This is a genomic window from Arthrobacter sp. WCS2018Hpa-7 (assembly GCF_031843805.1).
GTDB lineage: Bacteria > Actinomycetota > Actinomycetes > Actinomycetales > Micrococcaceae > Arthrobacter.
This window is the reverse complement of record NZ_JAVTJB010000011.1, coordinates 104,726-131,164: the sequence shown is the minus strand read 5'-3', so window position 1 is coordinate 131,164 and position 26,439 is coordinate 104,726. Positions and strand designations below refer to the sequence as shown.

Genomic DNA, 26,439 nt, shown 5'->3' with positions numbered 1-26,439 from the left:
ACTTCTTGCGAGAGCAGGGCACTTTGCCTGTTTTCGCGACGAGTACTGCGGCCAAGCCCAACCGGGCCGCGCCGACTGCCCTATGGATGAGGAATTTCCCCCTATGACCGAAAATCTCAACGAAAACTTCGACGCCCAGACCACTGAGTCCGCAGAGTCCGCTGTAGCAGCAGAGACCACCGCGCCCGCCGAAGCTGAAGCACCGGCCGCGGCCGCTGCCCCCGTCGAGAACGCTGCAGCCGAGTCTGCAGCCCCCACCTTCACCGAAGCCCCTGCTCCCAAGGCAGAAGAAACCGAAGCTCCTGCTCCCAAGGCAGAAGACGAGGAAGAAGAAGGCGTCCGCTTCGTCGATCTTGGCATCGACGGCCGCGTCCTGGCCGCCCTGCAGGATGTCGGCTACGAGAAGCCGTCACCCATCCAGGCAGCCACCATTCCGCTGCTTCTGGAAGGCCGCGACGTCGTTGGCCTCGCCCAGACCGGTACCGGCAAGACCGCAGCTTTCGCTGTTCCTGCCCTGTCCCGCCTGGCCGAACTCCACGACCTCAACGGTCCCTCACGCAAGACCCAGGCACTGGTCCTGGCCCCGACGCGTGAATTGGCCCTCCAGGTAGCCGAGGCCTTCACCTCCTACGCCAAGCACATTGACGACTTCACTGTCCTCCCGGTCTACGGTGGCTCGGCCTACGGCCCGCAGCTCGCCGGACTGCGCCGCGGTGCACAGGTTGTTGTGGGTACCCCCGGCCGTGTCATCGACCACATCGCCAAGGGTTCGCTGGACCTTTCCGAACTCCAGTACCTGGTGCTGGACGAAGCTGACGAGATGCTGCGCATGGGCTTTGCCGATGACGTTGAGCAGATCTTCCAGCAGACCCCGGAAACCCGCCAGGTTGCGCTGTTCTCTGCCACCATGCCGGGCCAGATCCGTCGCATGTCCAAGCAGTACCTGAACAACCCTGCTGAAATCTCGGTGAAGTCCAAGACCACCACGGGCGCCAACACCAAGCAGCGTTACCTCCAGGTCATGGGCCCGCACAAGCTGGACGCCCTGACCCGCATCCTTGAGGTTGAAGAGTTCGACGGCGTGATTGCCTTCGTGCGCACCAAGATGGCTACCGAGGACCTCGCCGACAAGCTGAAGTCCCGCGGTTTCCAGGCTGCCGCCATCAACGGTGACATCCCGCAGCAGCAGCGCGAACGCACCGTCGACGCACTGAAGGAAGGCCGCATCGACATCCTCGTCGCCACCGACGTCGCTGCCCGTGGCCTTGACGTTGAGCGCATCAGCCACGTCATCAACTACGACATCCCGCACGACACCGAGTCCTACGTGCACCGCATTGGCCGTACGGGCCGTGCAGGCCGTTCCGGTGACGCGATCCTGTTCATGACGCCGCGCGAGAAGTACCTGCTGCGTTCCATCGAGAAGGCAACCCGCCAGCCGGTGGAGCAGATGCACCTGCCCACCGCCGAGACCGTGAACACGCTGCGCCTTGGCAAGTTCGCCGAGCGCATCACCGAGACCCTCGCGTCCGAGGATGTTGCAGCGTTCCGCGACCTCATCTCCTCCTACGAGGAAGAGCACAACGTTCCGGCTTCCGAGATCGCTGCAGCCTTGGCCGTCATGGCCCAGGGTGGACAGCCGTTGCTCGTCAAGGAACTGCCTGCAGCTCCCGAGTACCAGAAGCGTGAGCGCTCCAAGGATGGCTTCGGTTCCCGTGGCCCGACCCGTACGCTCACCGAGGGCAACGCCACCTACCGGATCGCAGTCGGACGCCGTCAGCGCGTCATGCCGGGCTCCATCGTTGGCGCCATTGCCAACGAAGGCGGCATTTCCTCCGCACAGATTGGTGGCATCGACATCCGCTCGGACCACTCCCTGGTGGAGCTCCCCGCAGACCTCAGCCCCGAGCAGTTGCGCGCACTGTCCCGCACCCGCATCGGTGGCGAGCTGATCCACCTCGAACTGGACAACGGACGGAAGCCCAGCGGCGACCGCGGCAGCTACTCCGGTGGTGGCGGCGGCGGACGCGGTGGCTATGGCGACCGCGAAAACCGTGGCGGCGGAAACTTCAAGGGTGCCGGCGGATTCAAGAAGGACTTCCGCAAGTCCGAGGGCGGCGAGCGTACCTCCGCTGACCGTGGTGGCCGCTCCTACAGCGACCGCTCCGAGCGCACCGCGGGCAGCTTCGGCGACCGCGACCGCGGCCAGGCCAGCGGTTCCCGCTTCGGCGGCCACGGTGACGGCGCCCGCAAGCCCCGTAGTGGCGGCGAAGGCGGACACCGTGATTTCAACCGCAAGGGCAAGTGGTAAACACTTCCTGGTGGTAAACACCGCTGCATGTTAGACACTCAGTAGTTCCCGTCAGGGGGTCGGCTTTCGAGCCGGCCCCCTGCGGCATTTAACGGGGTTACATGCGCCCCCGCCCCGCCGTAGGATCGAGGCACGGCTGAACGCAAGCAGCATGCAAGCAGAACGCAGGAGGGTGCTCCATGGGATTGCTGGACAACTTGAAGAAGAACCTGGGCCTTGGTGACAAGGGGCGCGGCGACCAACTACTGCACGGCGACAAAGATCACAGGGATGACGCTGGGTCTGCTGCCCGCGACGCAGCTCCCGCCGAGGCCGCAGCCCCAGTAGCTCCAGCAGCCGGCACCCAGGCCGCGGAGGACGCTGCCGCCGTCGAGGTTTCAGCAGCTGACCGGGACGCCGCTGAGGCCGCGGCAGCCCAAGCGGCCCGGCAGCAGGCAGCCGCGGACGCCGCAGCGGCCCAGGAGGCCCGCCAGGAGGGCCTGGAACCCGAGGCCCCGGAAGTCCAGCCGCAGGCGCAGGAGGCGGCCGCTGAAGCTGCTGCGGGGGCCGGGCAGCCGGGACCTGTGGCCCCAAGGGTCACGGAGGTTGTGGTGGAGCAGGGAGACACCATGAGTGGGATCGCTGCCCAGTTCGGGGTGGATCTCGGAGCGTTGATTGCCGCCAACGCTGACACCGTCCCCAATCCGGACCAGATCTACCCGGGACAGGTGCTCCGACTACCCTGATGTGAACCGCCAAAGGGGCAGCGGCGACTGCTGGCGGCGCGAAATATAGATCAGGAAAAATGCGTCTTCGCAAATTGTGTCGACGCCGATTTTCCGCGTTCTTTCGCCGATTTGTAGCTTCTGAAAACGTCCGGTAGAGTATTTACTCGTTGCCCCCCTAGCTCAGTGGTAGAGCGCGTTCTTGGTAAGAACGAGGTCACCGGATCGATTCCGGTGGGGGGCTCTGAATGAGGGCCTGTGTCAAGGCGGTTTTTGACCGGCTTGGCACAGGTTTTTCTCATTCGTGGCGGTGTAGCTCAGTTGGTTAGAGCGCACGACTCATAATCGTGAGGTCGGGAGATCGAGCCTCCCCACCGCTACAGAGCAAGACCCCGCAGCTTTCGCCTGCGGGGTCTTTTTTCGTTCCGTGGGACAGAATGGGTTCATGAGCCGAATCGCAATCATTGGCGGCCACGGGAAAGTGGCCCTGCATCTGTCCCGCATTCTCAGTGGCGAAGGTCACGACGTCACGTCATTTATCCGAAATCCCGATCATGTGGCAGATGTCACGGAAACCGGCGCCAACGCGCAGGTGCTTGATGTGGAAAACTCGACGACGGCGGAACTCGCCCAGGCACTCGACGGCCACGACGCCGTGGTCTGGTCAGCGGGGGCCGGCGGGGGCAACCCGGACCGGACCTATGCGGTGGACCGCGACGCAGCCATCCGCTCGATGGACGCCGCCGCAGAGGCAGGCATCACTAGGTACGTCATGGTTTCCTACATCGGCGCGGCGACGGACCACGGAGTGCCCGCTGACAACCCATTCTTCGCCTATGCGGAGGCCAAAGCAGCGGCTGACGACTACCTGCGTGCAACCGACCTCGACTGGACTGTCCTGGGCCCGGGAACCTTGACCGACGAGCCTGCTACGGGCCTGATCCAGACGGACCCCGAGAACCCCGGCAGCGGCACGCAGACGTCGCGGGCCAACGTTGCGTTGGTCACGGCGGCTGTCCTGGAACTGCCCGGCACCATCCACCGGACCATTGCGTTCAAGGACGGGACGGCGGACGTGGTGGACGCCCTGACGGAGGACTGAGCCTCTAACGGAGCCGCGGACCGTTGCTTCGTTCTGACTGTTTCTCCGCGTGGACTGTTTGCACTCCCGGGATATGTTGGTAGGGAACTTTTTCGGCTTCGCCCGGGGGAGGGCCTTACAACGTCTGGGGAAGCAGGAACATGGATCAGTTGGCGCTCATTGTCGGATTGCTGCTTGCAACGGTGGTGGCAGTGGGCCTGGGGGACCGGCTCCGGCTTCCGTATCCGGTCCTGATGTTGCTGCTGGCTGTGGCGTTGACGTTCATCCCGGGCTTTCCTGAGTTTGAGATCTCCCCTGAGCTGATCCTGCCGATCTTCCTGCCGCCGCTCCTGTTCGCCACGGCCCAGAAGAGTTCCTGGGCTGTCTTCAGGGTGCGGTGGCGGACGCTCCTGCTCCTGGCCGTAGCCCTTGTGGTGGTCTCCACGGCTGTTGTGGCTGGTGCTGCCTGGCTCATGATCCCCGGCATCGGTATTCCCGCGGCCATCGCCTTAGGTGCCATGGTGGCCCCGCCGGACCCCGTTGCCGTTGAGTCGGTAGCCGGCCGCGTCCACATGCCGCGCCGCCTCATCACGGTCCTGCAGAGCGAAGGACTCTTCAACGACGCCGCGGCCATCGTGATCTTCCAGGCCGCCGTGGCCGCCACCATGTCCGGCAAGGAAGTGGGCCCGGAGGTCATCCCGCAGTTTGTCATTGGAGCCGCACTGGCCGTGGTGATCGGCATCGCCATGGGTTGGCTGACCAAGTTCATCACCAAGCTGGTCACGTCCATGGTGGCCCGCAGTGCCGTCACCCTGGTGGTGCCGTTCGCTGCCTACATCCTCGCGGAAGAGTTGCACGCCTCAGGTGTGGTGGCCGTCGTCGTCACCGCCTTGGAGTTGCAGCGCCATACGCGGCCGCAGGATGCCGCTGAACGCATCACGCGGACGGCGTTCTGGGACGTGGTGGAACTGCTTGCCACGGGGCTGGCCTTCGGCTTGGTGGGACTGGAAATCCGTCACGTTATCCGGGACGAGGGGACTGCGATCTTTGGGATGATCGGCATGGCCGTGGTCATCTGCATCCTGGTGTTCGTTGTCCGGTTCCTGTGGCTGGGCCTGCTTGCCCTGACGGCCCGGAGGCGCAGGAACCTGCTGCAGCCCACCTCACCCAAGGAAGTGCTGATCCTGACGTGGTGCGGCATGCGAGGCCTGGCTACGTTGGCTTTGGCGTTGGCACTTCCCTTGACCCTGCCGGATGGCAGTGATTTCCCGGCGCGGCACGAGATCCTGGTGATTGCCTGCGCCGTCCTCCTGGCAACCCTGGTGCTTCCCGGCCTCACCTTGCCATGGCTCATGCGGGTGCTCAAGGCCACCGAGGACGGAACGCACGAGCAAGATGCCGCCAAGGTCCTGGCCAAGCGCGCCCAGTCTGCTGCGGTAGCCGCGTTGAAGGACCACGACCTGATGAAGGAACTCCCGGCGGAGAAGGTGGCGCTGGTCAAGGAAAAGATGCGCCGGCTGCATGCGGAACTGCTCGATGGCACACTGCAGAATGAGACGGTTGCTGAAAAGCGCAAGCGTGGACGGGAGTTGTCCATCGCTGTGCAGACCATCGCCCTGGATGCTGCACGGCAGGAAGTGGTGGCGGCCCGGAACGAGCTGGGTACCGACCCGGAAGTGGCAGATCGCGTGCTGAGGCAGCTGGACCTGCGCACCATGTCGATGCCGGACTAGGTCACTGCAGTATCGTGTTTCGGCAGCGACGCGGGATACAGGTCCAAAGCATGTTCCTCGACATAATCCAGTGCGTGCCGGATCGCGCCGAGGGACACGATCCCGTCTCCCAGAGGTGAGGTTGCCAGTCGCGGGGGGGTGAAGGTGAACTCCGTCATCTTTTCCTCTATGCCCGGAATCAACGCGTGGGCTGAGGCTGCCACGGCCCCGGCTATGACCACCAGCTCGGGGTTGACCAACGTACTGACCGAGCCGATGACCCGGGCCATGCGTTGCGCCAGGCGATCCAGGGCCGTACGGGCGGGCCCGTCTCCGTCCGCGGCTGCAGTGAAAACCATCTCAGCGGTCAAGGCTTCAGGATTCCCGCCGCACAATGTACGCAGCGTCGTTGTCGGGTTGCTGTCCATGGCTTCGCGTCCCCACAGCACAGCGTAGTGGGCAATGCCGTAGGTGTCGCCCACCCCGTCTACATGATCGAGATATCCCAATTCACCAAAGCCACCCAGCTGCCCGTGGAGCAGGCGGCCGGATTCCATGATGCCTGAACCCAGCCGGTCACCGGCCAGCATGACCACGAGGTTGTCCACTCCCTGTGCGGTTCCTTGCCATCGTTCAGCGAGGGCCGCGAGGTTGGCATCGTTTTCCAGGAGGACGTGCCAGCCGTGCCGCTCGGACACTATCCGGCGGACATCGAAGGATTTCCAGAATTCCTGCGCCCTGAGTACCTCGCCATCGCGGCTGACCGGGGCGGCCACTCCGACGGACACTGCCAGAACGGAATCAGCAGCAACGCCGGCTTTCTTCAGGGCCTCTGCGGCGATCCTGTCCAGTACGTCGGCGCGTTCGTCGGCCGGGACGTTGTAAGTACGGAATGGCATGGTGACCTGGGACAACGCTGTTCCAGCCATGTTCGCCACGATCGTGGTGATCTTGGTGGCGCCGATGTCGATTCCAAGCACGCTGGCCGCACCGTCGTCGAAAACAAAGCGGCGTGCGGGCCTGCCTTTGACGTATTCGCCCGTACCCCGCTGGTTTTCAAGTTCCTGCAGCCATCCGAGGCGGACCAGTTCGTCGCAGATCGATATGACCGTTGCACGTGAGAGCCCGGTGGAATCCATGAGTTCCGTTCCGGTGAGGACGCCGGCGCCACGCATTGCCTTGAGCATTGCGCCGGCGTTGACCCGGCGCACCAGCTGTGTTGATGGTGCAGTCCCAGTCACCATGGGTACTCCGAACTCTTGGGGCAGTCAGCCGGGGAATGATAGAACGATCTCTCTAAATTTAGTACATAAATTTAGATGACGACGGATTTCGTCTAAAAGCTTGACCCTGTGGCGTCGGTCACTCAAACTTGCGATAGGTCATAAATTTATCTCCTATCTAAACTTCGGGACTGGCGGTCAGTAACCGCCGCCCGATGCACGGCGGCCGCTGAGGTCCGCACGACGAAAGGACCACGGAGTCTGTGAAACCTACGCGCAAGAAACGCCTGGCGGCGGTGACCCTGGGGCTGGCCCTGCTGGCAGGCCTCCTCACAGGGTGCACCGGAGACCAGGGCAAGGAGACCATCCGGTTTACGTTCAGCAAACGTGAAGCCATCGGTTTCATGACCAAGCTCGTTGCCGACTACAACGCTTCGCAAAACGACACCGAGGTGGTCCTGGACACTTCGGGCGTGGACGTTGTGTCCGCCAGCTTCGTTCGTGGAAATCCGCCGGACATTGCCCTCGCAAACTACAACATGGAGACGTCCCGCTTTGTTCAGCGCGGCGCGTTGAGCGACCTCTCCGGCACGGACGCCGCGTCCAGGATCCGGGAGGATCTCCAACCGCTCATGGACCAGTACGGCACCTACCAGGACCGGACCAGCGCCCTTCCCTATTCGGTGATGGCATCGTCGGTGATCTACAACAAGGAGATCTTCGCGGCCAACAACATCAAGGTGCCCACTACCTGGAGCGAATTGATCGCCGCATGCGAGCGGCTCAAGGCGGCTGGAGTCACACCCTTCTATGCCACCTGGAAGGATGACTGGACCATAGCCCAAGGGTGGTTCGACTACTCTGTGGGCGGTCAGGTGGACACCCTGGACTTCTTCGACAAACTCGCTGCTGAAGGCACGGGAGTGGGTCCGGAATCGTCGGTTTCCTTCCAAAAGGACTTCGAGCAACCAGTGGCCAAGATGCTGAAGCTGGCCACGAGCTACGTCAATAAGGACGCTGCGAGCCGGGCCTACGGTGACGGCAACCTGGCGTTCTCCCAAGGCAAAGCAGCCATGTACCTGCAGGGGCCGTGGGCTTTCAGCGAGATCGCCAAGACCGCCCCTGATCTGAAGCTCGGAACCTTTCCGCTGCCGATGACAGACGATCCGCGGGACCTGCGGGTCCGCGTCAATGTGGACCTTGCGGCCTGGATACCTGAGGCGTCCAAGCACAAGGACGCTGCGCGCGACTTCCTCGAGTACCTCTACAAGCCCGAGGTGATTGACGCCTACAACAAGTCGCAGTTGGGGTTCACGCCCACCAAGGATTCTGCGGTTACCCCGGATCCCCGGATTGAAGGGATGGTGCAGTATTACGACGCATCCCAGGTCTACCAGGGTCCGTCCGTGCTGGTACCCCGCACCATCCCGATCATGAACTACACCCAAGCACTCGTGTTCGGCGCCAAGCCGGAATCCACCCTCAGCACGCTCGACGCAGATTGGGCGCGCCTGGCGTTCCGCCAGTAGTGCCGAACCAGGGAGTCAACATCATGTCCATCATCACTACCCCCACCACGTCCGGGCAGGGCGGCCCGCAAAGGGACCCCAAGCGTGCCGGCCGGAAGCAAAACCGTCCCCAGCGGACCGGTCAGCAGCGAGGCAGCAGGCGCCGGGTTGAGCCGATCTTCTACCTTTTCCTGGTGCCCAGCCTTGTTCTGTTCACCTTGGCCATCACCGTTCCGGGCATCATCGGCATCTTCTTCAGCTTCACTGACTCCATTGGAATCGGTGACTGGGAGTTCGTTGGCCTGACCAACTACATCGCCATCTTCAGTGATCCCGCGATCCTGCAGAGCTACCTGTTTACCTTCGGGTTCTCCATCGTGACGGTGATTGCGGTCAACGTCGTGGCGTTCCTCCTCGCCGTCGGGCTGACGTCGCGCATCCGGATGAAGTCGGCACTGCGGACCATCTTCGTGATTCCGATGGTGGTTTCGGGCATCATCATCGCCTACGTCTTCAACTTCCTTTTTTCGAACTCCTTGCCGTCGCTGGGTGCTGCGGCCGGGATCCCTTGGTTGGAAAGCAGCCTGCTGGCCAATCCGGACCTGGCATGGGTGGCCATTGTGCTGGTGACGGCCTGGCAGGCCGTACCGGGCGCGCTGCTGATCTATATCGCCGGCCTCGTGGCAGTGCCGGGGGATGTGTATGAGGCTGCGGAAATCGACGGCGCCAGCAAGTTCCAGCAACTGGTGAAGATCACGCTTCCCCTGGTGTCCGGCTACGTGGTCATCAACATCATTCTCGGTTTCAAAGGGTTCCTTAATGCGTACGACATCATCGTTGGCCTGACCAACGGTGGTCCGGGAACCTCAACCCGAAGCATCGCGATGACTGTTATCTCGGGCTTCAACGGCGGCGACTACGCCTACCAGATGGCCAACGCGACGATCTTCTTCGTGGTGGCCATCGTGATCTCTCTCGTACAGCTTTCGCTGACCCGCGGACGGAATGCACTCTGATGACCAACGAATCGATGACCAAAAAATCCAGCTCCACAGTCGAACGGGTGAATTGGCCCGCCACCACCATCCTGGTCCTGTGCGCGGTGACCGTTCTCCTTCCCCTGTATGTCACTGTCTCCATGGCGTTCAAGACCCAGGGCCAGGCGGTGGATGGCAACGCCTTCTCCTTCCCTGCCCCCTTCAGCCTTGACGGCTTTGTCCAGGCCTGGACGCTGACGAACTTCCCTGTGGGCGCCGCGATGTCCTTGCTGGTGACTGCGGGAACCGTGGTGGCCACCATCATCCTGGCGGCCTTTGCTTCGTATGCGATCGTGCGCAACTGGGAGCGCCGTCTGTTCCGGTACTCGTTCTTCTACCTGCTGGGGGCAATGTTCATTCCCTTCCCGGTGGTGGCCCTGCCACAAATCCAGCTCACGGGCCGCTTGGGACTGGATAATCCTTTCGGTGTGATCCTGTTGGCCACCATGTTCCAGCTGAGCTTCAGCGTCCTCCTGTTCACCGCATTTCTCCGTTCCATCCCGATGGAATTGGAAGAGAGTGCAAGGATCGACGGCGCTACCACTTGGCAGACCTTCTGGAAGCTGATCTTCCCGCTCCTGGCACCGATGAGCGCCACCGTGGGAATCTTTGCCTTCCTCTATGCGTGGAATGACTTCATGATGCCGTCGCTGATCATTTCAGACCCTTCCCTGCAGACACTTCCAGTGCGGCAAAACCTGTTCCAGACCCAGTTCAGCAACAACTACCACGTGTCCTTCGCGTCCTACCTGATGGCGATGGCCCCGGCGATTATCGCCTACCTGTTTACGCAGCGGTGGGTCATGGCAGGGGTTACCCAGGGGGCCGTAAAGGGTTAGGCCTGTTGACCTGCGACGTCCGGCCGTTTCATACTGGTCCGGGATATAAATTTAGATACTAAATCAAAGGAGTTTCGTGAGCACTTCCGCCACTCAGGCACACCGTACCGATGTAGATCGCATGGCCGACCCCAACTGGTGGCGCCAAGCGGCTGTCTATCAGATCTATCCCCGCAGCTTCCACGACGCCAACGGCGACGGCCTGGGCGACATCAAGGGCATCACTGCCAAGGTTCCCTACCTCAAGGAACTGGGTATTGACGCCGTCTGGCTGAGCCCCTTCTACCCCTCAGCGCTCGCTGACGGCGGCTACGACGTAGATGACTACCGCAATGTTGATCCGAAGCTGGGCACGCTGGAGGACTTCGACGAGATGGTTGAAGCCCTGCACGCCGCCGGCATCAAGATCGTGGCGGACATCGTCCCCAACCATTCCTCCGACCGCCATGAGTGGTTCAAGGAAGCTTTGGCTTCGCCCAAGGGCTCAGCTGCCCGCGAGCGCTACATCTTCCGTGACGGCCGGGGCGAGAACGGCGAGCTGCCGCCGTCGGACTGGGATTCCGTCTTTGGCGGCCCCATCTGGGATCGCATCACCGAGCCGGATGGCACTCCCGGCCAGTGGTACCTGCACATCTTTGCCAAGGAGCAGCCGGACTTCAACTGGGACAACCCGGAAATCCGTGAGGACTTCCTGAAGACCCTGCGTTTCTGGTCGGACCGCGGCGTTGATGGTTTCAGGATCGATGTGGCCCACGGCATGGCCAAGGATCTGTCCGAGCCGCTGCCCATGAAGGCTGACCTCGAAGCCAAGGCCCACGGAACCGATGGCTTCACCGATGGTTCCCACCCGTTCTGGGACCGCGATGAGGTCCACGAGGTCTACGCGGAGTGGCGCAAGCTCTTCAACGAGTACAACCCGCCCCGTATGGCTGTCGCCGAGGCATGGGTCCACGAGTCCCGCCGGGCCCGCTATGCCAGCCCCGAAGGACTGGGGCAGGCGTTTAATTTCGATCTCCTGCAGTCCGACTTCGACGCTGCATCCTTCCGGAAAATCATCACGGACAACCTGGTGGCAGCCAAGGAATCGGGCGCTTCGTCCACGTGGGTTTTCTCCAATCACGACGTCGTCCGCCACGCCACGCGGTACGGCCTGCCCAAGGGCGGCTCCGTTGCTCAGGGGACCAATGCGGCACAGGACATTACCGGCGGCAAGCCAAAGGGCCAGGATGGCAAGGGCTGGTTGCTGGCCGGCGCACCGGCTGAAGAGCTCGACGTCGAACTTGGCTTGCGTCGTGCCCGCGCCGCGACGCTGTTGCTGCTTGCGCTTCCCGGCTCGGCCTACCTCTACCAGGGTGAAGAGCTCGGGCTGCGTGAAGTCTCGGAAATTCCTGACTCCGAACGCCAGGACCCGTCCTTCTTCCGCAACCCGGGCGTGGAAATCGGGCGCGACGGTTGCCGCGTGCCGCTGCCGTGGACAGCGGAAGGCCCGTCGTTCGGCTTCGGTGCGGGTACGGCGCACCTTCCGCAGCCGGAGTGGTTCAAGGATTACGCAGTATCCACCCAGGACGGCGTGGACGGTTCTACGCTGGAGCTGTACCGCAAGGCGTTGGGCCTGCGCAGCGAACTCCAGACGGACGAGGAGCTTGAATGGGTTGAGACCGGCAACCAGGACGTGCTGCACTTCAGCCGCCCCGGCGGCTGGCACACCGTCACCAACTTCGGCGGCGAACCTGTTGAGCTGCCTGAAGGCGACGTGGTGGTAGCCAGCGGTCCGTTGGAGAACGGCAAGCTGCCGTCCGACACCACTGCCTGGGTTGTCAGCAACGCGTAAGCGCTGCGGCAGAATACTGAAGTTATGACGAATGCGAACGGGCGGGGACGCCTCATGTATGGCTGCATGGGACTCGGCGGCCCGTGGGACGGCACGTCCTATGGCGCAGCTGAAATCGATCAGGCCGGCGCGGTGGTCGACGCCGCCTTGGGCATCGGAATTGAGCTCTTCGATCATGCGGATATCTACCGCAGTGGAAAGTCCGAGGCCGTTTTCGGTGAAGTCCTTGCCCGTTCGCGGGGCCTGCGTGAGAAGATCCAGCTGCAAACCAAGTGCGGCATCAGGCTGGGGGAGCGTGGGCTGGAAACGCATTACGACCTCAGCCGGGAAGCCATCCTTGAGCGGGTCAACGGCAGCCTGAAGCGGCTCCAAACGGACTATGTGGACGTGCTGCTGCTGCACCGCCCTGATCCGTTGATGGACCCGCGCGAGGTGGGGGACGCCGTCGGCCAGTTGATGGCGGAAGGCAAGGTACGGCAACTGGGTGTGTCCAACATGTCCGGTGCGCAGATCGCGTTCCTGCAGGACCAGCTGGAGACACCCCTGGTGGCGAACCAGTTGGAAATGAGTCTGCTGCGCCGGGACTGGCTGGAGAGCACGGTACTGGTAAACCATGCGGAGGGGCTGGGCTACAGCTTCCCCCACGGGACTCTTGAGCACTGCATGGCCAAGGGCATTGAACTGCAGGCGTACGGGTCCCTGGCGCAAGGGCGGTACACGGGTGCGAAGTCTGAGGAGCTGTCACCGGCCGAGTTGGCTGTAGCGGAGATGCTGGAACAGCTGGCGGGGGAGAAGGACACCACACCGGAATCAGTACTGCTTGGCTGGCTGATGAAACACCCGGCCCGCATCTCGCCGGTGGTTGGGACCACCCATCCCACCCGGATCGCGGCATGCGCCGACGCCGCAGTTGTCGCGAAAGAGATGACCCGGGCCGAGTGGTACGGACTGTGGGTAGCAGCGCGCGGAAACAACATCCCCTAACCCCCGTTTTAACCCAACTGAGTCGCAGTTGACGCCGTTTTGAGCTCTCAGAACGGCCTTAACTGCGACTCAGTTGGGTGCGAACAGCAACACATGGAGTACGCCTACGATGCGTGGTTGATCGGGGCCACCACCGAGTAAGTGCTCGAGTCGCCCTGGATTGCCTGGCTGGGCTTTCCGTCGATGCTCACCGGAATGTCCCCGGCGATGGTCACGCGGTTGAGCTTACGTGGCTGGCCATCGTAGTTGTCCGGGGCGTAGTGCTGGGTGATGCGGTTATCGAACAGAACCACCTGGTTGGGCTCCCAGTTCACCCGGACCACGTTCTCCGGACGCGTTACATACGCCTGCAGGAGACGGATGATGTCCTTTGACTCGGTGTTGGACAGCCCCACAATCCGGAGCCGCTGCGCGAAGCCCCCAATGAACAATCCGCGCTCGCCGGTCAAAGGGTGGACCCGTACCACGGGGTGGGCGGTCTCGAACTTCAGGCGCGTGAACTCCTTGCGACGCTCTTCGGCGTTGGAGTGCTCCAGATTCTTGGGCACTGAGTAGTCGTAGTCATTGGTGTGGATGGCCCACAGGTTGTCCGCGAAGCTGCGCAGTTCCTCCGGGAGGTCCCGATATGCGCCGGCCGAGGACGCGATCAACGTCTCGCCACCGTACGCCGGAAGGTCAATGCTGCGCAGTGTGGAAGCCTGCGGCGGGTTGACCACAAACGTGACGTCCGTGTGCCAGTTGTTCGCCGAGCCGTTCTCGCTGTCAACGGGAAGGACGTTCTCTTCGCCGTCTACCGAAGCAACCGTGGGGTGCGCCTTGGTCAGTGGCCCAAAGTGCGAAGCGAACTTCACTTGGGCTTCGTCGGTGAGAATGTTGGCCTCACGGAACACCAACGCTTTGTGCTCGTTGAGCGCTGCCCTGATCTGGGCCACGGTGTCCTCGCTGAGGTCTCCGCTGATGTCCAGCCCGCGGATTTCGGCGCCGATGCGGGAGCCCAGCTTGGCGAATTCGAGTTTGGTTTCGGTGATGACGGTCATGATCTGTTTCCTTACTGGTTGTGATGGATCGAGCAGTGATGGATTGCGGCGGATGCCGCGCGGGTGGGTCAGGAAGCGGCGGCACCAACAGCGGTGCGCCAGCGGGAGAAGTGCCGTTCAAGGGCGACGAGCAGGAAGTTCACGCCGAGCCCCAACAAGGACACCGTGAGGATGCCTGCGTACATATCAGGGATCAGGAAGCTGCTCTGCGCGTTCACGATCAGATACCCCAGGCCGGCCTTTGCTCCTACCATTTCCGCGGCGATCAGCACCAGGATCGATGCGGTGCCGGCCATACGGATACCCGTGAAAATGGTGGGCACGGCGGACGGGAGAATGACTTTCTGGAAGAGGCGGAAGCTGTTGAGCCCCAGCGAGCGCGCCGCCCTGATCAGGAGCGGGTCCACGGTCTTCACACCGGCAATGGTGTTCAGGAGGACCGGGAAGAACGCGGCGTAGGCAACAATGCTGATCTTTGACTCCTCGCCAATGCCCAGCAGCAGCGTAAACACCGGCAGCAAAGCCAGCGCAGCGGTGTTGCGGAACAACTCCAGCAGCGGGTTCAGGACCGAGTTCAACCGCCCGTACCATGCGATAAGCAGGCCCAGCGAGACACCTGCCACCAGTGCGGCGCCGAAGCCTGCCACCGAACGGGTGAGGCTGGCAGCGATGTGGCCTTGGATGGTGCCGGCCTCGAAGAGCTTGCCCCACGCCAGGAGTACTTCGTGCAGCGGCGGCAGGAACACCCGCGTGGAGGGGCTGGCCAAGTACGTCGGTCCGAGCTCCCAGAGCGCCAGGAACGCCAGGATGGCTGCGGACTTCCAGAGAAGTGAACCTGCCGCCGCGGCCACCCGTCGCACTCTGCCGGGTACCGTCGTCGTGCCGTCCGCAGCATCCTGCGGTGAACGCTCGACGGCGGCAGTTGGGTTTGACTCTTTGCCCGCCGTGGGCGTCGCTTCTGCATGAATGAGCGTGGTGGTCATCAGGCCGCGCTCCTTTCCGTGATGGTAGTTGCGGGTTCGTCCGGCGCGCTGCCGTCCGGGAGGATCTTGCGGTGGCCGGCGTCCTGGGCGCGGCGGACTTCATCGTGCAGGAGCGTCCACACCTGATGGCGGTGTTCCACGAAGGCAGGGTTGGAACGGATGTCCTCCTCGCCGTCACGGTCCGGAATGCTGATGTCCACAATTTCCTTGAGCCGGCCCGGCCGTGCGCTCAGGACAGCGACGCGCTCGCCGAGGTACACGGCCTCGTCAATGCCGTGGGTGATGAAGACGATGGTCTTGCCCGTGGCTTTCCAAATCCTGAGAAGCTCATCCTGCAGCTGCTCGCGCGTCTGGGCATCCAGGGCGGCGAACGGTTCGTCCATCAGCAACACGTCCGGCTCATAGGCCAGGCTGCGGGCAATGGCCACGCGTTGCTTCATGCCGCCGGAGAGCTCGTGCGGGTAGCGGTCCTCAAAGCCCGCCAGGCCTACGAGTGCCAGATATTCACTGGCCTTCGCGGCCCGCTCGCGGCGGTTCAGCTTCCTGCCGTCCGGGCCCACTCCTTCAAGTCCGATGGAGACGTTGGCAGATGCTGTCCGCCACGGGAACAACGCGTATTGCTGGAACACCACGGCACGGTCCTTGCCCGGCCCGGTGACGGGCTTGCCATCCACCAGCACCTCACCGGAGGTCGGCGTGGAGAGTCCTGCCAGCAGGTCCAGGAGCGTGGTCTTTCCGGAACCGCTGGGCCCCACGAGGGTGAGGAACTCGCCGTCGCGGACGTCCAGGCTGAGGGAATCGATGGCGGTGAGGCGGGTGGCGCTGGTTGTTTTGGTGGCCCGGACCGTGAACTCCTTGGTGACGTTCCGGAGGCTGATTTTCGCGGTCATGGTCATCCCTTCTTCCCGGCGAGCTCGTTGAACCCGTTCGTGTAGTACTTGGACGGCGTGAGCTTGTCCTTGACGATTCCCGATGCGTTGAGCCAGGCCTCCCAGCGGGTGAAGTCTTCGTCCGTGATCACGCCGTTGTTCGGAACACCCGGGCTCTTCCAGAACTTCAGGTTGGCCGTGCTCTCATTGCGGCCGCGGCTCTCGATGATCTTGGTGTACCGTGCAATGACCTCATCACGGGGCGTTTCAGTGGCCCATTTGAGTGCTTTGGCGATGGCCGTGGTAAAGGTGCGGGTGGTGGTGGGGTTTTTATCAATGAAGTCGTTCCGGAGCACGATCTGCCCGCCGGCGAACGTGCCGAAAAGCTCGTAGTCGTTGAACAGCGACCTCAGTCCACCGGCTTCTATGGCCCGGTCCTGCAGGACGCCGCCCAAAGTTCCCACGTCCACCTGACCGCGGCGGATGGCTTCTTCGGTGTCATTCGGCGCCAGGGGGACCAGCTGGACCTGCTTGATCTCGTCCTGGCTGAGGCCGTTCTTGGTCAGATAGGTGTTGATGACGGCTTCGTGGTGTGCGCCGAGGGTGTTGACCGCGATCTTCTTGCCGATCAGGTCCCGGGGTTCCTTGATGGAGCTGTCCGCCTTGACGTAGTAGCCGCTGAAGTTCTTTTCATCGGCGCCGTAGTAGTTGATAACGCCCTTGACGGGAGCCCCGGCCTCGACGAGCTTGGTGACGGCACCGGTGAACGCCCCGCCGAAGTCGGTCTGGTTGGTGGCTGCTGACTGGATGTCCTGCGGCCCGCTGGTGGTGTTGCCCACCCACTTCAGCTTGACGTCGCCCAGGTAACCGAGGTCCTCGGCCAGTTCCGGGAAGGTGACCTGGTTGGCCCAGCCCTGGTAGCGGAGTTCGGTGACCTCGTTGCCGGATTGACCGCCTTGACCGGCTTCAGCTGTACCGCCGCAGCCGCTCACCGTCAGCGCTAGTACGACGGCGGCCGCGACGCTCAGGAGGGGCAGATGCAGTTTCATGGGAGCTACTTTCGGTGGATTGCGATGTGGTGGGCAGCCGGCTGACGCAAGAGCTTGGGAACCCGTGCAACGGCTTGGGAACGATGAAAGCCCATCCCGGTGGTGCGTGGGAAGCGCTGGGGTAACGCCTGGAAACGCTGCGAAACAGCCCGAAACAGGGCGAAATCCTGGGCCATTCCCGGCAATCGGAGGACACAAAGACGCCGCGTTGAGCCTTGTGAACAACAGCGACAGGTGGGCAGGGTGTGACTGGCCCGTACCGCCGTCGGACCTTCATACTGTTGGACCCCACAGTCATATGGGGTTTAGTTCGTATTGATCCTCACAACCGGCCGTATTTCTTCGCCCTGTGAGGCGCCGGGCGGATACGGTAGATACATGACGTCTAGCATCGCCGCCGAGTCCATTCGGCCTACCCGCAACATTCCCGCTGATATCGCCCGTTCCTGGCTCCTTGTGAACGCCATGAAAACGGAGCTCTTTGACGAATCTGCGGGTTCACGGGCTGACGCCATCATCCTGGACATCGAAGACGCCGTGGATCCTTCCCAGAAGGACCAGGCGCGCGAGAACGTCGTTAACTGGCTGACCGCCGGTGGCCAGGCATGGGTCCGCATCAATGACGCCACCAGCCCGTTCTGGGCGGACGACCTCGCCGGTCTCCGCGGCACCCCTGGCCTGCTCGGCGTGATGCTGGCCAAGACCGAATCCGCTGACCAGGTCACCGAGTCCTACCACCGCATGGACGGCAAGACTCCCGTAATCGCTCTGGTTGAGTCTGCCCTCGGCATCGAGGAAGCCAACCACATTGCCCGTGCCCAGGGTGCCTTCCGCCTTGCTTTCGGATCCGGCGACTTCCGCCGCGACACCGGCATGGCGGCTACCCCCGAGGCCATGGCCTACCCGCGCGCCAAACTGGTTGTTGCCAGCCGCGTGGGCAACCTGCCGGGCCCCATCGATGGCCCCACCGTCGGCACCAACCACCCCATCCTGCGCGAGCAGACCGGCATCACTGTGACCATGGGCATGACCGGCAAGCTGTGCTTGGCCATCGATCAGACCACCGTGATCAATGAGGTCATCAGCCCCACGCCGTCCGACGTCGCCTGGGCCACCGACTTCATGAACGACTTCGAAGCCAACGGCCGCGTCATCCGCGACGGTTCGGACCTCCCGCGTTTGGGCCGTGCTGAGAAGATCATGAAGCTCGCAGTGGCTTTCGGAGTCCAGCCTTCCCTGTAAGGATGCTGGTTCACGGAGTCGTTTGGGACTCCTCGTCGCCGGCGTTGAAGTTGTTCGCGCCGGATGGGGAGTTCAGTGAGATTGCGTTGGCCCGGGGCTCAGCCCTGGGCCTGCGCGTTATCCCCGGTCTGTGGTGCCTGGGCCATACCAAGGTCCACGGTCCGGGGGACCGTACACACGTCCCTTGCCGCAGCAGTTCCCCGGCGGAGCGTGGCAAGCAATGCGGGGCCTGCTTTGCCCGCGACGATTCCCGGCTCATGCACGACTTCCATCGCGGCACCTCCGTGCCCACAGGCCTGCGGGCCTACCTGATGCAGCCGCACTGGCTCTACGTGGCTACTTTCGCGAACGGTGCCACCAAAGTGGGTACGGCCTCCGCGCAGCGCAAATGGAACCGACTGGCCGAGCAGGGGGCCGTGCACGCTTCCTACGTGGCCCACGCCGAGGACGGCCGTGTTGTCCGCATCCTCGAGGACATGGTCACACGCGAGCTCGGCCTCGTCCAACAAGTCCGTTCCGCGTCCAAGGCCGCCGGCCTCGTGGAGCCGCGTGCCGGCGTCGAGCTTTCGGCGTTGAACCGTCAGCACGCCGGGCGGGTGCGCGGGTTGCTGGGCGGGCTCGCGATGACCGGCTACTCCGTTGTGGAGGAAGAGTGGGACCGGCCTGCGCTGGCGGACCGGCTTTGTGATGCTGCCGGCGACGGGCGTCGCCACCCATACCCCGTAACGTTCGACGCCGGCGGGCACGGTCTGCGGGTCCGCGCACTGTCCGGGGCCATCGCCTTGGCAGGTCTTCCCGACGCTTCGGGTGCAGAGGTGGAGGGCAGCTTCGTGGCAGACCTGGGCGCGTTGAAGGGCCGCAAGATCGAGTTCGGCCCGCACCTTACGGACATCCCGGCGCTGCAGGACTCCCTTTTCTAACGCCCGTCTTTGACTTGAGATCCACCCCCTTGGCAACACCTTCCCGTTGTGGGGCCCGCTTTGCGGGGCATTTCGTGTTCCGGGGGCGCAGAGCGGGCCCCGCAACGGCCCGGCCCCAACCCAGCCGGTAGACTTGGACGGTGCTGAACGAATTCTGGGCCACCGCCTCCACCTCCTACAAAGCGCTGGTTTTCGGCGCCATGGGGTTGATCGCCGTCGGGCTCATCCTGTCCATCGTGGGGAACACGTCCGGCAACCAAGGGCTGGCCATGGCTTCGTTGCCCGTCATTGGCGTGGGGCTGCTCCTCCACGTCACGGGTCTCGTCATTCGCGGCCAGAAGATCCGTAAGAGCTACAAGAAGTAGAGGCCACCCAAAGAAGGCGCTGCCTCCAAGTCCTCGCGGCCCGATAGGGTTGGAGCATGAGTATCAATCCGGACCTGCAGGGCCGAAGCTACCCTGCCGCAGAGGTATATGACGTCGGCCGCGAAAAGATCCGCGAGTTTGCCAAGGCTGTGAAAGCCAACAACCCGGCACATTTCGAGGTGGAGGCCGCCAAGGCCTTGGGACACAGCGACCTCGTAGCACCGCCAACGTTCGCCATCATCGTTGCCCAGCGTGCTGATGCCCAGCTGGTGGAGGACCCGGAATCGGGCATCGATTTCTCCCGCGTGGTCCACGCTGACCAGCGGTTCACGCACCACCGCGCCATCGTCGCCGGTGACCAGTTGGTAGCCGAACTTCATGTGGACGGCGTCCGTGCCATGGGCGGCGGAGCCATGATCACCACCCGCTCCGAGATTTCCACCGTGGCAGGGGAAAAAGTCGCCACCACCACCTCGTCCATCCTGGTCCGCGGAGAGGGACAGTAACCATGAGCCCCACATTCGAAGAACTGACGGTTGGCCAGGAAATCGGCACCCGCAGCATTGAGGTCACCCGCCAGGACCTGGTCAAGTACGCAGGTGCCTCCGGCGACTTCAACCCCATCCACTGGAACGAAGCATTCGCAACCTCGGTAGAGTTGCCCGGCGTAATCGCCCACGGCATGTTCACCATGGGTGCCGCAGTGCAGTTGGTGACCGACTGGGCAGGCGACCCGGCCGCCGTCGTCGATTACCAGACCCGCTTCACCAAGCCGGTGCTGGTCACCGATACGACCGGAACCGATGAGGCCGGCGCTGTCATCGACGTCACCGGTGTGGTGGGAGCGCTCGACGCCGATGCCCGCACCGCCCGTATTGACCTCACCGTTGTGGCAGCAGGACTGAAGGTCCTCATGAAATCGCAGGCGGTCGTGAAGGTCTCTTGAACCAACTGAACACCACTCAACGGCGCGCCACACCGACTGAAATGTCGCGGTGGCGCGCCGCTGTTCTTGCTTCTTACGCGGCCAGCGGCATCGCTTTTGCCACGTGGGTGTCCCGCTTGCCCGCCATCCGCGATGGACTGGACCTCACGCCGGGTGGCATTGGCCTTCTGCTGATGTGCATGACCGTGGCCTCCTTCATCTCCATCTCGGCCTCGGGACTGATCGTGCTCAGGCTGGGGCCGAAACTCACCACGAGGATCGGCAGTTGCATGGTGGGCGCCGGCTTGGTCACCGTGGGCTTTGGCGCGTCCATCGCGGCGAGTCCGCTGGTGGTGGCAGCAGGCCTGGTGGTGCTCGGTCTCGGCACGGCAAGTTGGAACACCGCGTCCAACGTTGAGGGAGCTGCGCTGGAACGCGCGTTGGACCGGCACATCATGCCGCACCTCCATGGAGCATTCAGTCTCGGCACTGTAGCCGCCGCCGGTTTTGGTGCCTGGGCTGCTGCGGTGCACATGCCGGTCTTCTGGCATTTCCTGATCTCCGGCGTCGTGGTCACCACGTCCGTGGTGACTGCCGGCTTCTGGTTCCGCGCGGAAAAGACAGCAGCTGCTACGCACACTTACCGGCAAGATGAGACGGACACTTTCCAGGACCCCTCCACCGGTCCACTGCCCATCATCACAGGGTCCCAGGAGACGCAGCCCCAACCAGGCAAGGCCGCTGCCCCACTCGACAACAAGCGGCTCGTGGCCCTTGCCTGGCGTGACCGCAGAACCCTCCTGATCGGCGTCCTGGTCCTCGGCCTGGCGTTGGCCGAGGGAGCTGCGGGGGACTGGGTGGCATTGGCGCTTGCCGACGGCCACGGACAGTCCGATGCCGCAGGCGCAGTGGGTTACGGACTGTTCGTCACCTTCATGACCATCGGCCGTTTCGCCGGCACGTCCATCCTCGACCGGTTTGGCCGTGTGGTGGTGATGCGCTGGTGCTCGGCGACCGCCGTCGTGGGTCTCGCGCTCTTTGTCTTTTCGCCGGTTCCATGGCTGGCGTTTGTAGCGCTGGCCATCTGGGGCCTCGGCGCATCGCTTGGTTTCCCGGTGGGGATGTCCGCCGCTGCCGATGACCCCGTCCACGCCGCTGCACGGGTTTCGGTGGTCTCCACCATCGGCTACGGCGCTTTCCTTTGCGGGCCTCCATTGCTGGGACTGTTGGCCGAACACTTCGGGATCCTTCACTCATTGTTGGCGCCGTTGGTGCTCCTGGTGGTCAGTTTCTTCCTGGCCCCGCTTTCCGGGCAGCAGAAGGCCAAGTCCGATCAGTCCGATCACGCCCGTTAGGCTTGATGGGTGACCCAAACACTGCTTTCCGAACTGACCACTGCTGCCGTCGGCGGCCCCGCAGGAAACTATGTGGAGGCCCGCACCGAGGCTGAAATCGTCGACGCCGTCCGGTCGGCTGACGCTGCAGGCCAGAAGCTCCTGATCATCGGAGGCGGTTCCAACCTTCTGATCTCGGACGAAGGCTACCCAGGGACCGTGCTGAAGATTGCCTCCCAGGGTTTCACTGTGAACTCCGAGGACAGCTGTGGCGGTGTGTCGGTGGTGGTTCAGGCCGGACACAACTGGGATGCCCTCGTGGAACACGCCGTACTGCACGCTTGGTCCGGTCTGGAAGCTCTCTCCGGTATTCCGGGTGCTACGGGAGCCACTCCTGTGCAAAACGTGGGCGCGTACGGTTCGGACGTTTCACAAACCATTGCCGCCGTGCGGACCTGGGACCGTGAACGCAACGCGGTTCAGACGTTTACCAACTCCGAGCTCAAATTCGGGTACCGCGACTCCATCCTGAAACAGACCACGGTTGAGGGCTCCCCCCGCTACGTGGTGCTGACAGTAGAATTCCAGTTGCCGCTGGGACGGATGAGCGCCCCCATCCGCTACGCCGAGTTGGCCCGGGTGCTGGGCGTTGAGGCAGGCAAGCGCGCCTACTCCAACGATGTCCGTAGGGAAGTCCTCCGGCTCCGGGCATCCAAGGGCATGGTCCTGGATGCAGCAGACCGGGACACCTACTCAACGGGTTCCTTCTTCACCAACCCGATCGTGGAGGCAGAACGCGCTGCAGAGTTGCCGGAAAACGCGCCCAAATATCCCGCCGGCGACGACGGGCTCGTGAAGCTTTCCGCTGCCTGGTTGATCGACCACGCCGGGTTCGGTAAGGGCTTTGGACTTGAGGAATCGAGTGTCTCAGGCGGCAGGGCTTCCCTGTCCACCAAGCACACCCTCGCCATTACCAACCGGGGGACAGCATCGGCCGCGGATATGGTGGCCATCGCGCGCGAGGTGAGGTCCGGCGTCGTCGAACGTTTTGGTATTGAACTGCATCCCGAACCGCTGCTGATCGGCGTATCGCTCTAGGCCATAGCTCGTGAGGGGTTGGCTCTCGGGGGTATGGGGGGTGCGATAGGGGTGAGATCCAGCCCCTCGGCGCCAGGCGTCAAAGCCAGACCTAGCGTGTACGCCGCTCTGCGATCGGCAGGATCTTGTTGAGCAGCAGGAACGTCAGCCCGCAACTGACCGAGCCCAGCAGGAAGATCTGGCTGAACGCGATACTCTGCGGCGATGGTCCGCTGGGCATGAACAGTCCGGCAGTGGCGAAGCCCACCAAGCCCAGGAGCATGACGATGGCTCCCAGCAGGAAGCTGCGGACCTGTGCGGCGGCCGCCGGGTAGAACCATGGTTCGGGGGCGTCGTCGTCGCGATCGGAGACGGGCTGGCTGGCTGCGGCGGTTCCGATGAGGAGCGCGGCCGCGGCAGTCGCCACGAGGCTGGCTGTCTGGATGGCCCGCATTGACGGGGAGAGGCTCACGCCCGTTCCGACGGCTACGATCAGCCCGGCGCCGAGTCCCACCAGCGTGCAGAACCAGCCGGCGGTAGCCAACCACCGGCTCATCGGCCGCACAAACGGGGCAAGATCTCCAAAAAGCATGAATCCATCCTAGGATCCGCTGCTGGGTGAGGGCTGGGAGGCGCGGCAAGGTTCCCTGTGCATGCCGGCCCTTTTAGGATGAAGCATGCCTGCAACCCGCAATAGTCCCAGTCCGCGCGTCATGGGCCGTTTGAGGCTCGCCAGCCAAGGCCTGTTGGCCGGGGGCTTTCCCTCGGTTGCCGACGCGGTTCGTTGGATGACGGCCATGCAGGCCCAGGACCTTGGCCATGCGCTGTGGGCCGTGGGGCAGCGCGTGCCCGGCACCAGGGCCTCGGACGTCAGGGCTGCCCTGGACGCCGGGACCGTGGTCCGTTCCTGGCCTATGCGCGGGACGCTGCACCTCCTGGCCCCCGAGGACCTCCGCTGGATTCTGGGCATCACCAGCGACCGACTCATGTCCATGGTGGCCGGCCGGCATCGTGAACTCGGCATTACCCAGGACGACATCAGCCATTGCCGGGACATCGCCGTCAAAACCACCGAGGTGCTGAAGGCAACGGAGGGCGCACACGGCGCAACACGGGAGCAGCTGTTCCAGGCGTTTGAGGAAGCCGGTCAGATCACCAAAGCACAGCGCGGGATTCACTTGCTGGGGAGCTTGTGCCAGCGTGCGTGGCTGGTTCAGGGGCCGATGGCTGCGTCCAGCGGCAAAGCGGGCGTGCAGCAACTGTTCGTGCCCTTTGATGAGTGGATTCCTGAATCCCGGGAGCTTGGTCGCGAGGAGGGCATCGCGGAGTTGCTGTTCCGCTACCTCAGGAGCCACGGACCGGCGACCATCAAGGACTTTTCGTGGTGGAGCCAAGTACCGCTCGCTGAGGCGCGCGCAGCTCTCACCACCCTGCATGACCGGCTGATTGAGGTGCCGCTGGGCGGCACCAGTTATTGGTTGTCGCCCGAGACAGCGGCAATGCTCGACGACGGCGTTCCCGGCTCACGCTCGCTGCTGGCTCTTCCCGGGTTCGATGAGTACCTGCTCGGTTACCAGGACCGTAGCCTGGTACTCGCTCCCGAGTACGCCGAACGGGTAGTGCCGGGCAAGAACGGTGTTTTCAAGCGCATCATCGTCTCCGGCGGGGAAGTGGTGGGAACGTGGGCCAGGGCCGTGAGCGGGAAGTCTGTGGGCGTTGCGCCGGAGCCGTTCGCCGGGCAGTTGGGGACCACCGCCGGACGTTCCTTCGAGGCTCAGGGGAGGGCATACCTGAAGTTCATGGCCGGCTGAATGATGGTGGCCGATCCCGCCGGCTGAACACACCCTAAGACGTGGAAAACCCGCTGTTCCATTGCTGGGCAGCAACGGAACAGCGGGTTGTCAACCAACCGGGGCGGGAAGCCTAGAGCTTGCCCGTCACGATGTTGAGCATGCGGCGCAGCGGCTCGGCTGCACCCCAGAGGAGCTGGTCGCCCACAGTGAAGGCGCTGATGTATTCCGGGCCCATTTCAAGCTTCCGGATGCGGCCGACGGGGATGTCCAGCGTGCCGGATGCGGCCACGGGGGTCAGATCCGCCATGGAGGCTTCCTTGGTGTTGGGAACAACCTTGGCCCATTCGTTGTCCTTGGCCAGGAGGTTCTCGATTTCGGTCACGGACAGGTCTTCGCGCAGCTTAAGCGTGAGGGCCTGGGAGTGGGAACGCATGGCGCCGATGCGGATGCACAGGCCGTCCATGGCGATGTGGTCCTTGCCGGCGGTGCCGTTTCCGGTGCCGAGGATCTTGTTGGTCTCTACTCCGGCTTTCCATTCTTCCTTGGACTGGCCGTTGCCGAGGTCGGCGTCGATCCAGGGAATCAGGGACCCTGCCAGCGGTACGCCGAACTGTGTGGCGTCAACGCCTGTGCGCTGGGCCGCGAGGACCTTGTGGTCGATTTCGAGGATGGCCGACGCGGGGTCGTCCAGTTCGCTGCTGACCTCGTTGTTGAGGGTGCCGAACTGGTTGAGGAGCTCACGCATGTGGCGTGCGCCGCCACCGGAAGCGGCCTGGTAGGTCATGGAGGTTCCCCACTCCACCAGGTTGTTCTTGAACAGGCCGCCGAGGCCCATGAGCATGCAGGAAACGGTACAGTTGCCGCCGATGAAGTCCTTTACACCACCGGAGAGGCCGGCGTCGATGACGTCGCGGTTGATGGGGTCCAGCACGATGATCGAGTCGTCATTCATGCGCAAGGTGGAAGCAGCGTCGATCCAGAGGCCGTCCCAGCCACGGTTGCGGAGTTCGCCGTGGACCTGCTTGGTGTAGTCCCCGCCTTGGGCGGTGACAATAATCGGCAGCTTGGCCAGCGTCTCAATATCGAACGCGTCCTCGAGCTTGCCTGGATCGCCAGCGGCAGAGCTCAGGAAGGAGGGGGCGGCACCTCCTGCATTCGAGGTGGAGAAAAATACCGGGTTGATGTTGGCGAAGTCGTTCTCGTCCTGCATGCGCTGCATCAGGACGGAGCCGACCATGCCACGCCAACCGACCAGTCCAACGGACGGATTAGCTGCTGTAGTCATTGACCAAGTCTAAACTTTCGCAGCGCAGAGCCGCTGTTGGTTACGTCACGCAGGAACTCCGCGACGCCGGCACCCGCCCAAGAGCGCTGGCTCGCCGCCCGCAGTGGCTAGTGGCCGGCGTCGTGCTCTTGCAGCAACAGGGCCTTGCGCTTGCGCAGGGCGAAGAATGCACCGAACGTGAACACCTGCGTGACAACGATCAGCACGATGATGCCGGCAATCCGGTTGCCGGCGAGGATCATGGTCAGACCCACAATGGCGGAGATCAGGGCAAAGAGCGGCAGCAGCATATAGCCCAGCACAAACAGGGTTTCGGGTTTCTTCAGCATG

At 63.4% G+C, this 26,439-nt stretch carries 25 protein-coding genes and 2 tRNA genes; 19 read left to right on the top strand and 8 right to left on the bottom strand.

Annotation, left to right across the window (positions count from 1 at the left end; translation table 11 throughout):
* Positions 1-103: 103 nt before the first annotated feature.
* From RQH14_RS13750 to RQH14_RS13725, 6 genes are all read left to right on the top strand, one after another.
* On the top strand, positions 104-2,311 hold the full coding sequence (locus RQH14_RS13750; protein ID WP_311213736.1) for a DEAD/DEAH box helicase: 2,208 nt from the start codon (positions 104-106) through the stop codon (positions 2,309-2,311).
* Positions 2,312-2,490: 179 nt separating this feature from the next.
* Positions 2,491-3,036: a LysM domain-containing protein gene (locus tag RQH14_RS13745; protein ID WP_311213735.1), complete on the top strand. Its 546-nt coding sequence runs from the start codon at positions 2,491-2,493 to the stop codon at positions 3,034-3,036.
* Positions 3,037-3,187: 151 nt separating this feature from the next.
* Positions 3,188-3,259: transfer RNA gene (locus RQH14_RS13740), tRNA-Thr, on the top strand.
* A gap of 62 nt (positions 3,260-3,321) precedes the next feature.
* Positions 3,322-3,395, top strand: a tRNA-Met gene (locus RQH14_RS13735).
* A gap of 65 nt (positions 3,396-3,460) precedes the next feature.
* A complete protein-coding gene (locus tag RQH14_RS13730) occupies positions 3,461-4,117 on the top strand; it encodes an NAD(P)-binding oxidoreductase (protein ID WP_311213734.1) in 657 nt (218 codons plus the stop codon).
* Between the two features lie 140 nt (positions 4,118-4,257).
* Positions 4,258-5,829, top strand: a complete 1,572-nt coding sequence (locus RQH14_RS13725; RefSeq protein ID WP_311213733.1) for a Na+/H+ antiporter — start codon at positions 4,258-4,260, stop codon at positions 5,827-5,829.
* Here RQH14_RS13725 and RQH14_RS13720 read toward each other — a convergent pair.
* Positions 5,826-7,052 carry an ROK family protein gene (locus RQH14_RS13720; RefSeq protein ID WP_311213732.1) on the bottom strand — a complete coding sequence of 409 codons (1,227 nt, stop codon included), beginning with the start codon at positions 7,050-7,052 and terminating at the stop codon, positions 5,826-5,828. The genes RQH14_RS13725 and RQH14_RS13720 overlap by 4 nt on opposite strands.
* A gap of 242 nt (positions 7,053-7,294) precedes the next feature.
* Between RQH14_RS13720 and RQH14_RS13715 the strand changes: the two genes are divergently transcribed.
* From RQH14_RS13715 to RQH14_RS13695, 5 genes are all read left to right on the top strand, one after another.
* Positions 7,295-8,560, top strand: coding sequence for an extracellular solute-binding protein (locus RQH14_RS13715; RefSeq protein WP_311213731.1), 1,266 nt, complete (start codon positions 7,295-7,297; stop codon positions 8,558-8,560).
* A gap of 23 nt (positions 8,561-8,583) precedes the next feature.
* Positions 8,584-9,555, top strand: coding sequence for a sugar ABC transporter permease (locus RQH14_RS13710; RefSeq protein ID WP_311213730.1), 972 nt, complete (start codon positions 8,584-8,586; stop codon positions 9,553-9,555).
* Positions 9,555-10,415, top strand: a complete 861-nt coding sequence (locus RQH14_RS13705) for a carbohydrate ABC transporter permease (protein WP_311213729.1) — start codon at positions 9,555-9,557, stop codon at positions 10,413-10,415. The genes RQH14_RS13710 and RQH14_RS13705 overlap by 1 nt, the downstream gene beginning before the upstream one ends.
* A 76-nt stretch (positions 10,416-10,491) precedes the next feature.
* The gene (locus RQH14_RS13700) at positions 10,492-12,246 is read left to right on the top strand and encodes a glycoside hydrolase family 13 protein (protein ID WP_311213728.1); all 1,755 of its coding nucleotides are present in this window, start codon (positions 10,492-10,494) and stop codon (positions 12,244-12,246) included.
* Positions 12,247-12,270: 24 nt separating this feature from the next.
* The gene (locus tag RQH14_RS13695; protein ID WP_311213727.1) at positions 12,271-13,230 is read left to right on the top strand and encodes an aldo/keto reductase; all 960 of its coding nucleotides are present in this window, start codon (positions 12,271-12,273) and stop codon (positions 13,228-13,230) included.
* A gap of 104 nt (positions 13,231-13,334) precedes the next feature.
* On the opposite strand, the gene RQH14_RS13690 is transcribed toward RQH14_RS13695, so the two are convergent.
* The 4 genes from RQH14_RS13690 to RQH14_RS13675 all read right to left on the bottom strand — a co-directional run bounded on the left by RQH14_RS13690 (position 13,335) and on the right by RQH14_RS13675 (position 17,168).
* Entirely contained in the window at positions 13,335-14,267 is a 933-nt protein-coding gene (locus RQH14_RS13690) for a TauD/TfdA family dioxygenase (RefSeq protein ID WP_311213726.1), read from the bottom strand.
* Positions 14,268-14,335: 68 nt separating this feature from the next.
* Positions 14,336-15,250, bottom strand: a complete 915-nt coding sequence (locus tag RQH14_RS13685) for an ABC transporter permease (protein WP_311213725.1) — start codon at positions 15,248-15,250, stop codon at positions 14,336-14,338.
* A complete protein-coding gene (locus RQH14_RS13680) occupies positions 15,250-16,140 on the bottom strand; it encodes an ABC transporter ATP-binding protein (RefSeq protein WP_311213724.1) in 891 nt (296 codons plus the stop codon). The genes RQH14_RS13685 and RQH14_RS13680 overlap by 1 nt, the downstream gene beginning before the upstream one ends.
* Before the next feature lie 2 nt (positions 16,141-16,142).
* Positions 16,143-17,168 (bottom strand): ABC transporter substrate-binding protein, encoded by a 1,026-nt coding sequence (locus RQH14_RS13675; protein WP_311213723.1) that lies wholly within the window; start codon positions 17,166-17,168, stop codon positions 16,143-16,145.
* Positions 17,169-17,546: 378 nt separating this feature from the next.
* Between RQH14_RS13675 and RQH14_RS13670 the strand changes: the two genes are divergently transcribed.
* The 7 genes from RQH14_RS13670 (at position 17,547) to RQH14_RS13640 (ending at position 23,052) form a co-directional block, all read left to right on the top strand.
* Positions 17,547-18,410, top strand: a complete 864-nt coding sequence (locus RQH14_RS13670; RefSeq protein ID WP_311213722.1) for a CoA ester lyase — start codon at positions 17,547-17,549, stop codon at positions 18,408-18,410.
* A 2-nt stretch (positions 18,411-18,412) separates the two neighbouring features.
* Positions 18,413-19,330 (top strand): DUF2797 domain-containing protein, encoded by a 918-nt coding sequence (locus RQH14_RS13665; protein WP_311213721.1) that lies wholly within the window; start codon positions 18,413-18,415, stop codon positions 19,328-19,330.
* A gap of 140 nt (positions 19,331-19,470) precedes the next feature.
* On the top strand, positions 19,471-19,695 hold the full coding sequence (locus tag RQH14_RS13660; RefSeq protein ID WP_261609365.1) for a DUF3188 domain-containing protein: 225 nt from the start codon (positions 19,471-19,473) through the stop codon (positions 19,693-19,695).
* Positions 19,696-19,751: 56 nt separating this feature from the next.
* Positions 19,752-20,201 (top strand): MaoC family dehydratase N-terminal domain-containing protein, encoded by a 450-nt coding sequence (locus tag RQH14_RS13655; protein ID WP_311213720.1) that lies wholly within the window; start codon positions 19,752-19,754, stop codon positions 20,199-20,201.
* A 2-nt stretch (positions 20,202-20,203) separates the two neighbouring features.
* Complete coding sequence (locus tag RQH14_RS13650) at positions 20,204-20,641, top strand: MaoC family dehydratase (protein WP_311213719.1); 438 nt, start codon at positions 20,204-20,206, stop codon at positions 20,639-20,641.
* Positions 20,638-21,975, top strand: coding sequence for an MFS transporter (locus RQH14_RS13645; protein ID WP_396136301.1), 1,338 nt, complete (start codon positions 20,638-20,640; stop codon positions 21,973-21,975). The genes RQH14_RS13650 and RQH14_RS13645 overlap by 4 nt, the downstream gene beginning before the upstream one ends.
* Before the next feature lie 9 nt (positions 21,976-21,984).
* Complete coding sequence (locus tag RQH14_RS13640; protein ID WP_311213718.1) at positions 21,985-23,052, top strand: UDP-N-acetylmuramate dehydrogenase; 1,068 nt, start codon at positions 21,985-21,987, stop codon at positions 23,050-23,052.
* A 91-nt stretch (positions 23,053-23,143) separates the two neighbouring features.
* Here the strand turns inward: RQH14_RS13640 and RQH14_RS13635 are convergent, their stop codons facing one another.
* The gene (locus tag RQH14_RS13635) at positions 23,144-23,623 is read right to left on the bottom strand and encodes a hypothetical protein (protein WP_311213717.1); all 480 of its coding nucleotides are present in this window, start codon (positions 23,621-23,623) and stop codon (positions 23,144-23,146) included.
* 85 nt (positions 23,624-23,708) lie between these two features.
* Between RQH14_RS13635 and RQH14_RS13630 the strand changes: the two genes are divergently transcribed.
* Positions 23,709-24,842, top strand: a complete 1,134-nt coding sequence (locus RQH14_RS13630) for a winged helix DNA-binding domain-containing protein (protein WP_311213716.1) — start codon at positions 23,709-23,711, stop codon at positions 24,840-24,842.
* A 112-nt stretch (positions 24,843-24,954) separates the two neighbouring features.
* On the opposite strand, the gene asd is transcribed toward RQH14_RS13630, so the two are convergent.
* Positions 24,955-26,109, bottom strand: a complete 1,155-nt coding sequence (asd, locus tag RQH14_RS13625) for an aspartate-semialdehyde dehydrogenase (protein WP_311213715.1) — start codon at positions 26,107-26,109, stop codon at positions 24,955-24,957.
* Positions 26,110-26,216: 107 nt separating this feature from the next.
* Complete coding sequence (locus RQH14_RS13620) at positions 26,217-26,438, bottom strand: NF038396 family protein (RefSeq protein ID WP_311213714.1); 222 nt, start codon at positions 26,436-26,438, stop codon at positions 26,217-26,219.
* Between the last annotated feature and the right edge of the window lies 1 nt (position 26,439).

Coding starts and splice junctions, on each gene's coding strand:
- RQH14_RS13690 (WP_311213726.1), bottom strand. CDS start 14,267: ATGACCGTCATCACCGAAACCAAACTCGAATTCGCCAAGCTGGGCTCC.
- RQH14_RS13655 (WP_311213720.1), top strand. CDS start 19,752: ATGAGTATCAATCCGGACCTGCAGGGCCGAAGCTACCCTGCCGCAGAG.
- RQH14_RS13745 (WP_311213735.1), top strand. CDS start 2,491: ATGGGATTGCTGGACAACTTGAAGAAGAACCTGGGCCTTGGTGACAAG.
- RQH14_RS13670 (WP_311213722.1), top strand. CDS start 17,547: ATGACGTCTAGCATCGCCGCCGAGTCCATTCGGCCTACCCGCAACATT.
- RQH14_RS13685 (WP_311213725.1), bottom strand. CDS start 15,250: ATGACCACCACGCTCATTCATGCAGAAGCGACGCCCACGGCGGGCAAA.
- RQH14_RS13725 (WP_311213733.1), top strand. CDS start 4,258: ATGGATCAGTTGGCGCTCATTGTCGGATTGCTGCTTGCAACGGTGGTG.
- RQH14_RS13665 (WP_311213721.1), top strand. CDS start 18,413: ATGCTGGTTCACGGAGTCGTTTGGGACTCCTCGTCGCCGGCGTTGAAG.
- RQH14_RS13680 (WP_311213724.1), bottom strand. CDS start 16,140: ATGACCGCGAAAATCAGCCTCCGGAACGTCACCAAGGAGTTCACGGTC.
- RQH14_RS13705 (WP_311213729.1), top strand. CDS start 9,555: ATGACCAACGAATCGATGACCAAAAAATCCAGCTCCACAGTCGAACGG.
- RQH14_RS13630 (WP_311213716.1), top strand. CDS start 23,709: ATGCCTGCAACCCGCAATAGTCCCAGTCCGCGCGTCATGGGCCGTTTG.
- RQH14_RS13710 (WP_311213730.1), top strand. CDS start 8,584: ATGTCCATCATCACTACCCCCACCACGTCCGGGCAGGGCGGCCCGCAA.
- RQH14_RS13635 (WP_311213717.1), bottom strand. CDS start 23,623: ATGCTTTTTGGAGATCTTGCCCCGTTTGTGCGGCCGATGAGCCGGTGG.
- RQH14_RS13675 (WP_311213723.1), bottom strand. CDS start 17,168: ATGAAACTGCATCTGCCCCTCCTGAGCGTCGCGGCCGCCGTCGTACTA.
- RQH14_RS13730 (WP_311213734.1), top strand. CDS start 3,461: ATGAGCCGAATCGCAATCATTGGCGGCCACGGGAAAGTGGCCCTGCAT.
- RQH14_RS13720 (WP_311213732.1), bottom strand. CDS start 7,052: ATGGTGACTGGGACTGCACCATCAACACAGCTGGTGCGCCGGGTCAAC.
- RQH14_RS13750 (WP_311213736.1), top strand. CDS start 104: ATGACCGAAAATCTCAACGAAAACTTCGACGCCCAGACCACTGAGTCC.
- asd (WP_311213715.1), bottom strand. CDS start 26,109: ATGACTACAGCAGCTAATCCGTCCGTTGGACTGGTCGGTTGGCGTGGC.
- RQH14_RS13695 (WP_311213727.1), top strand. CDS start 12,271: ATGACGAATGCGAACGGGCGGGGACGCCTCATGTATGGCTGCATGGGA.
- RQH14_RS13650 (WP_311213719.1), top strand. CDS start 20,204: ATGAGCCCCACATTCGAAGAACTGACGGTTGGCCAGGAAATCGGCACC.
- RQH14_RS13620 (WP_311213714.1), bottom strand. CDS start 26,438: ATGCTGAAGAAACCCGAAACCCTGTTTGTGCTGGGCTATATGCTGCTG.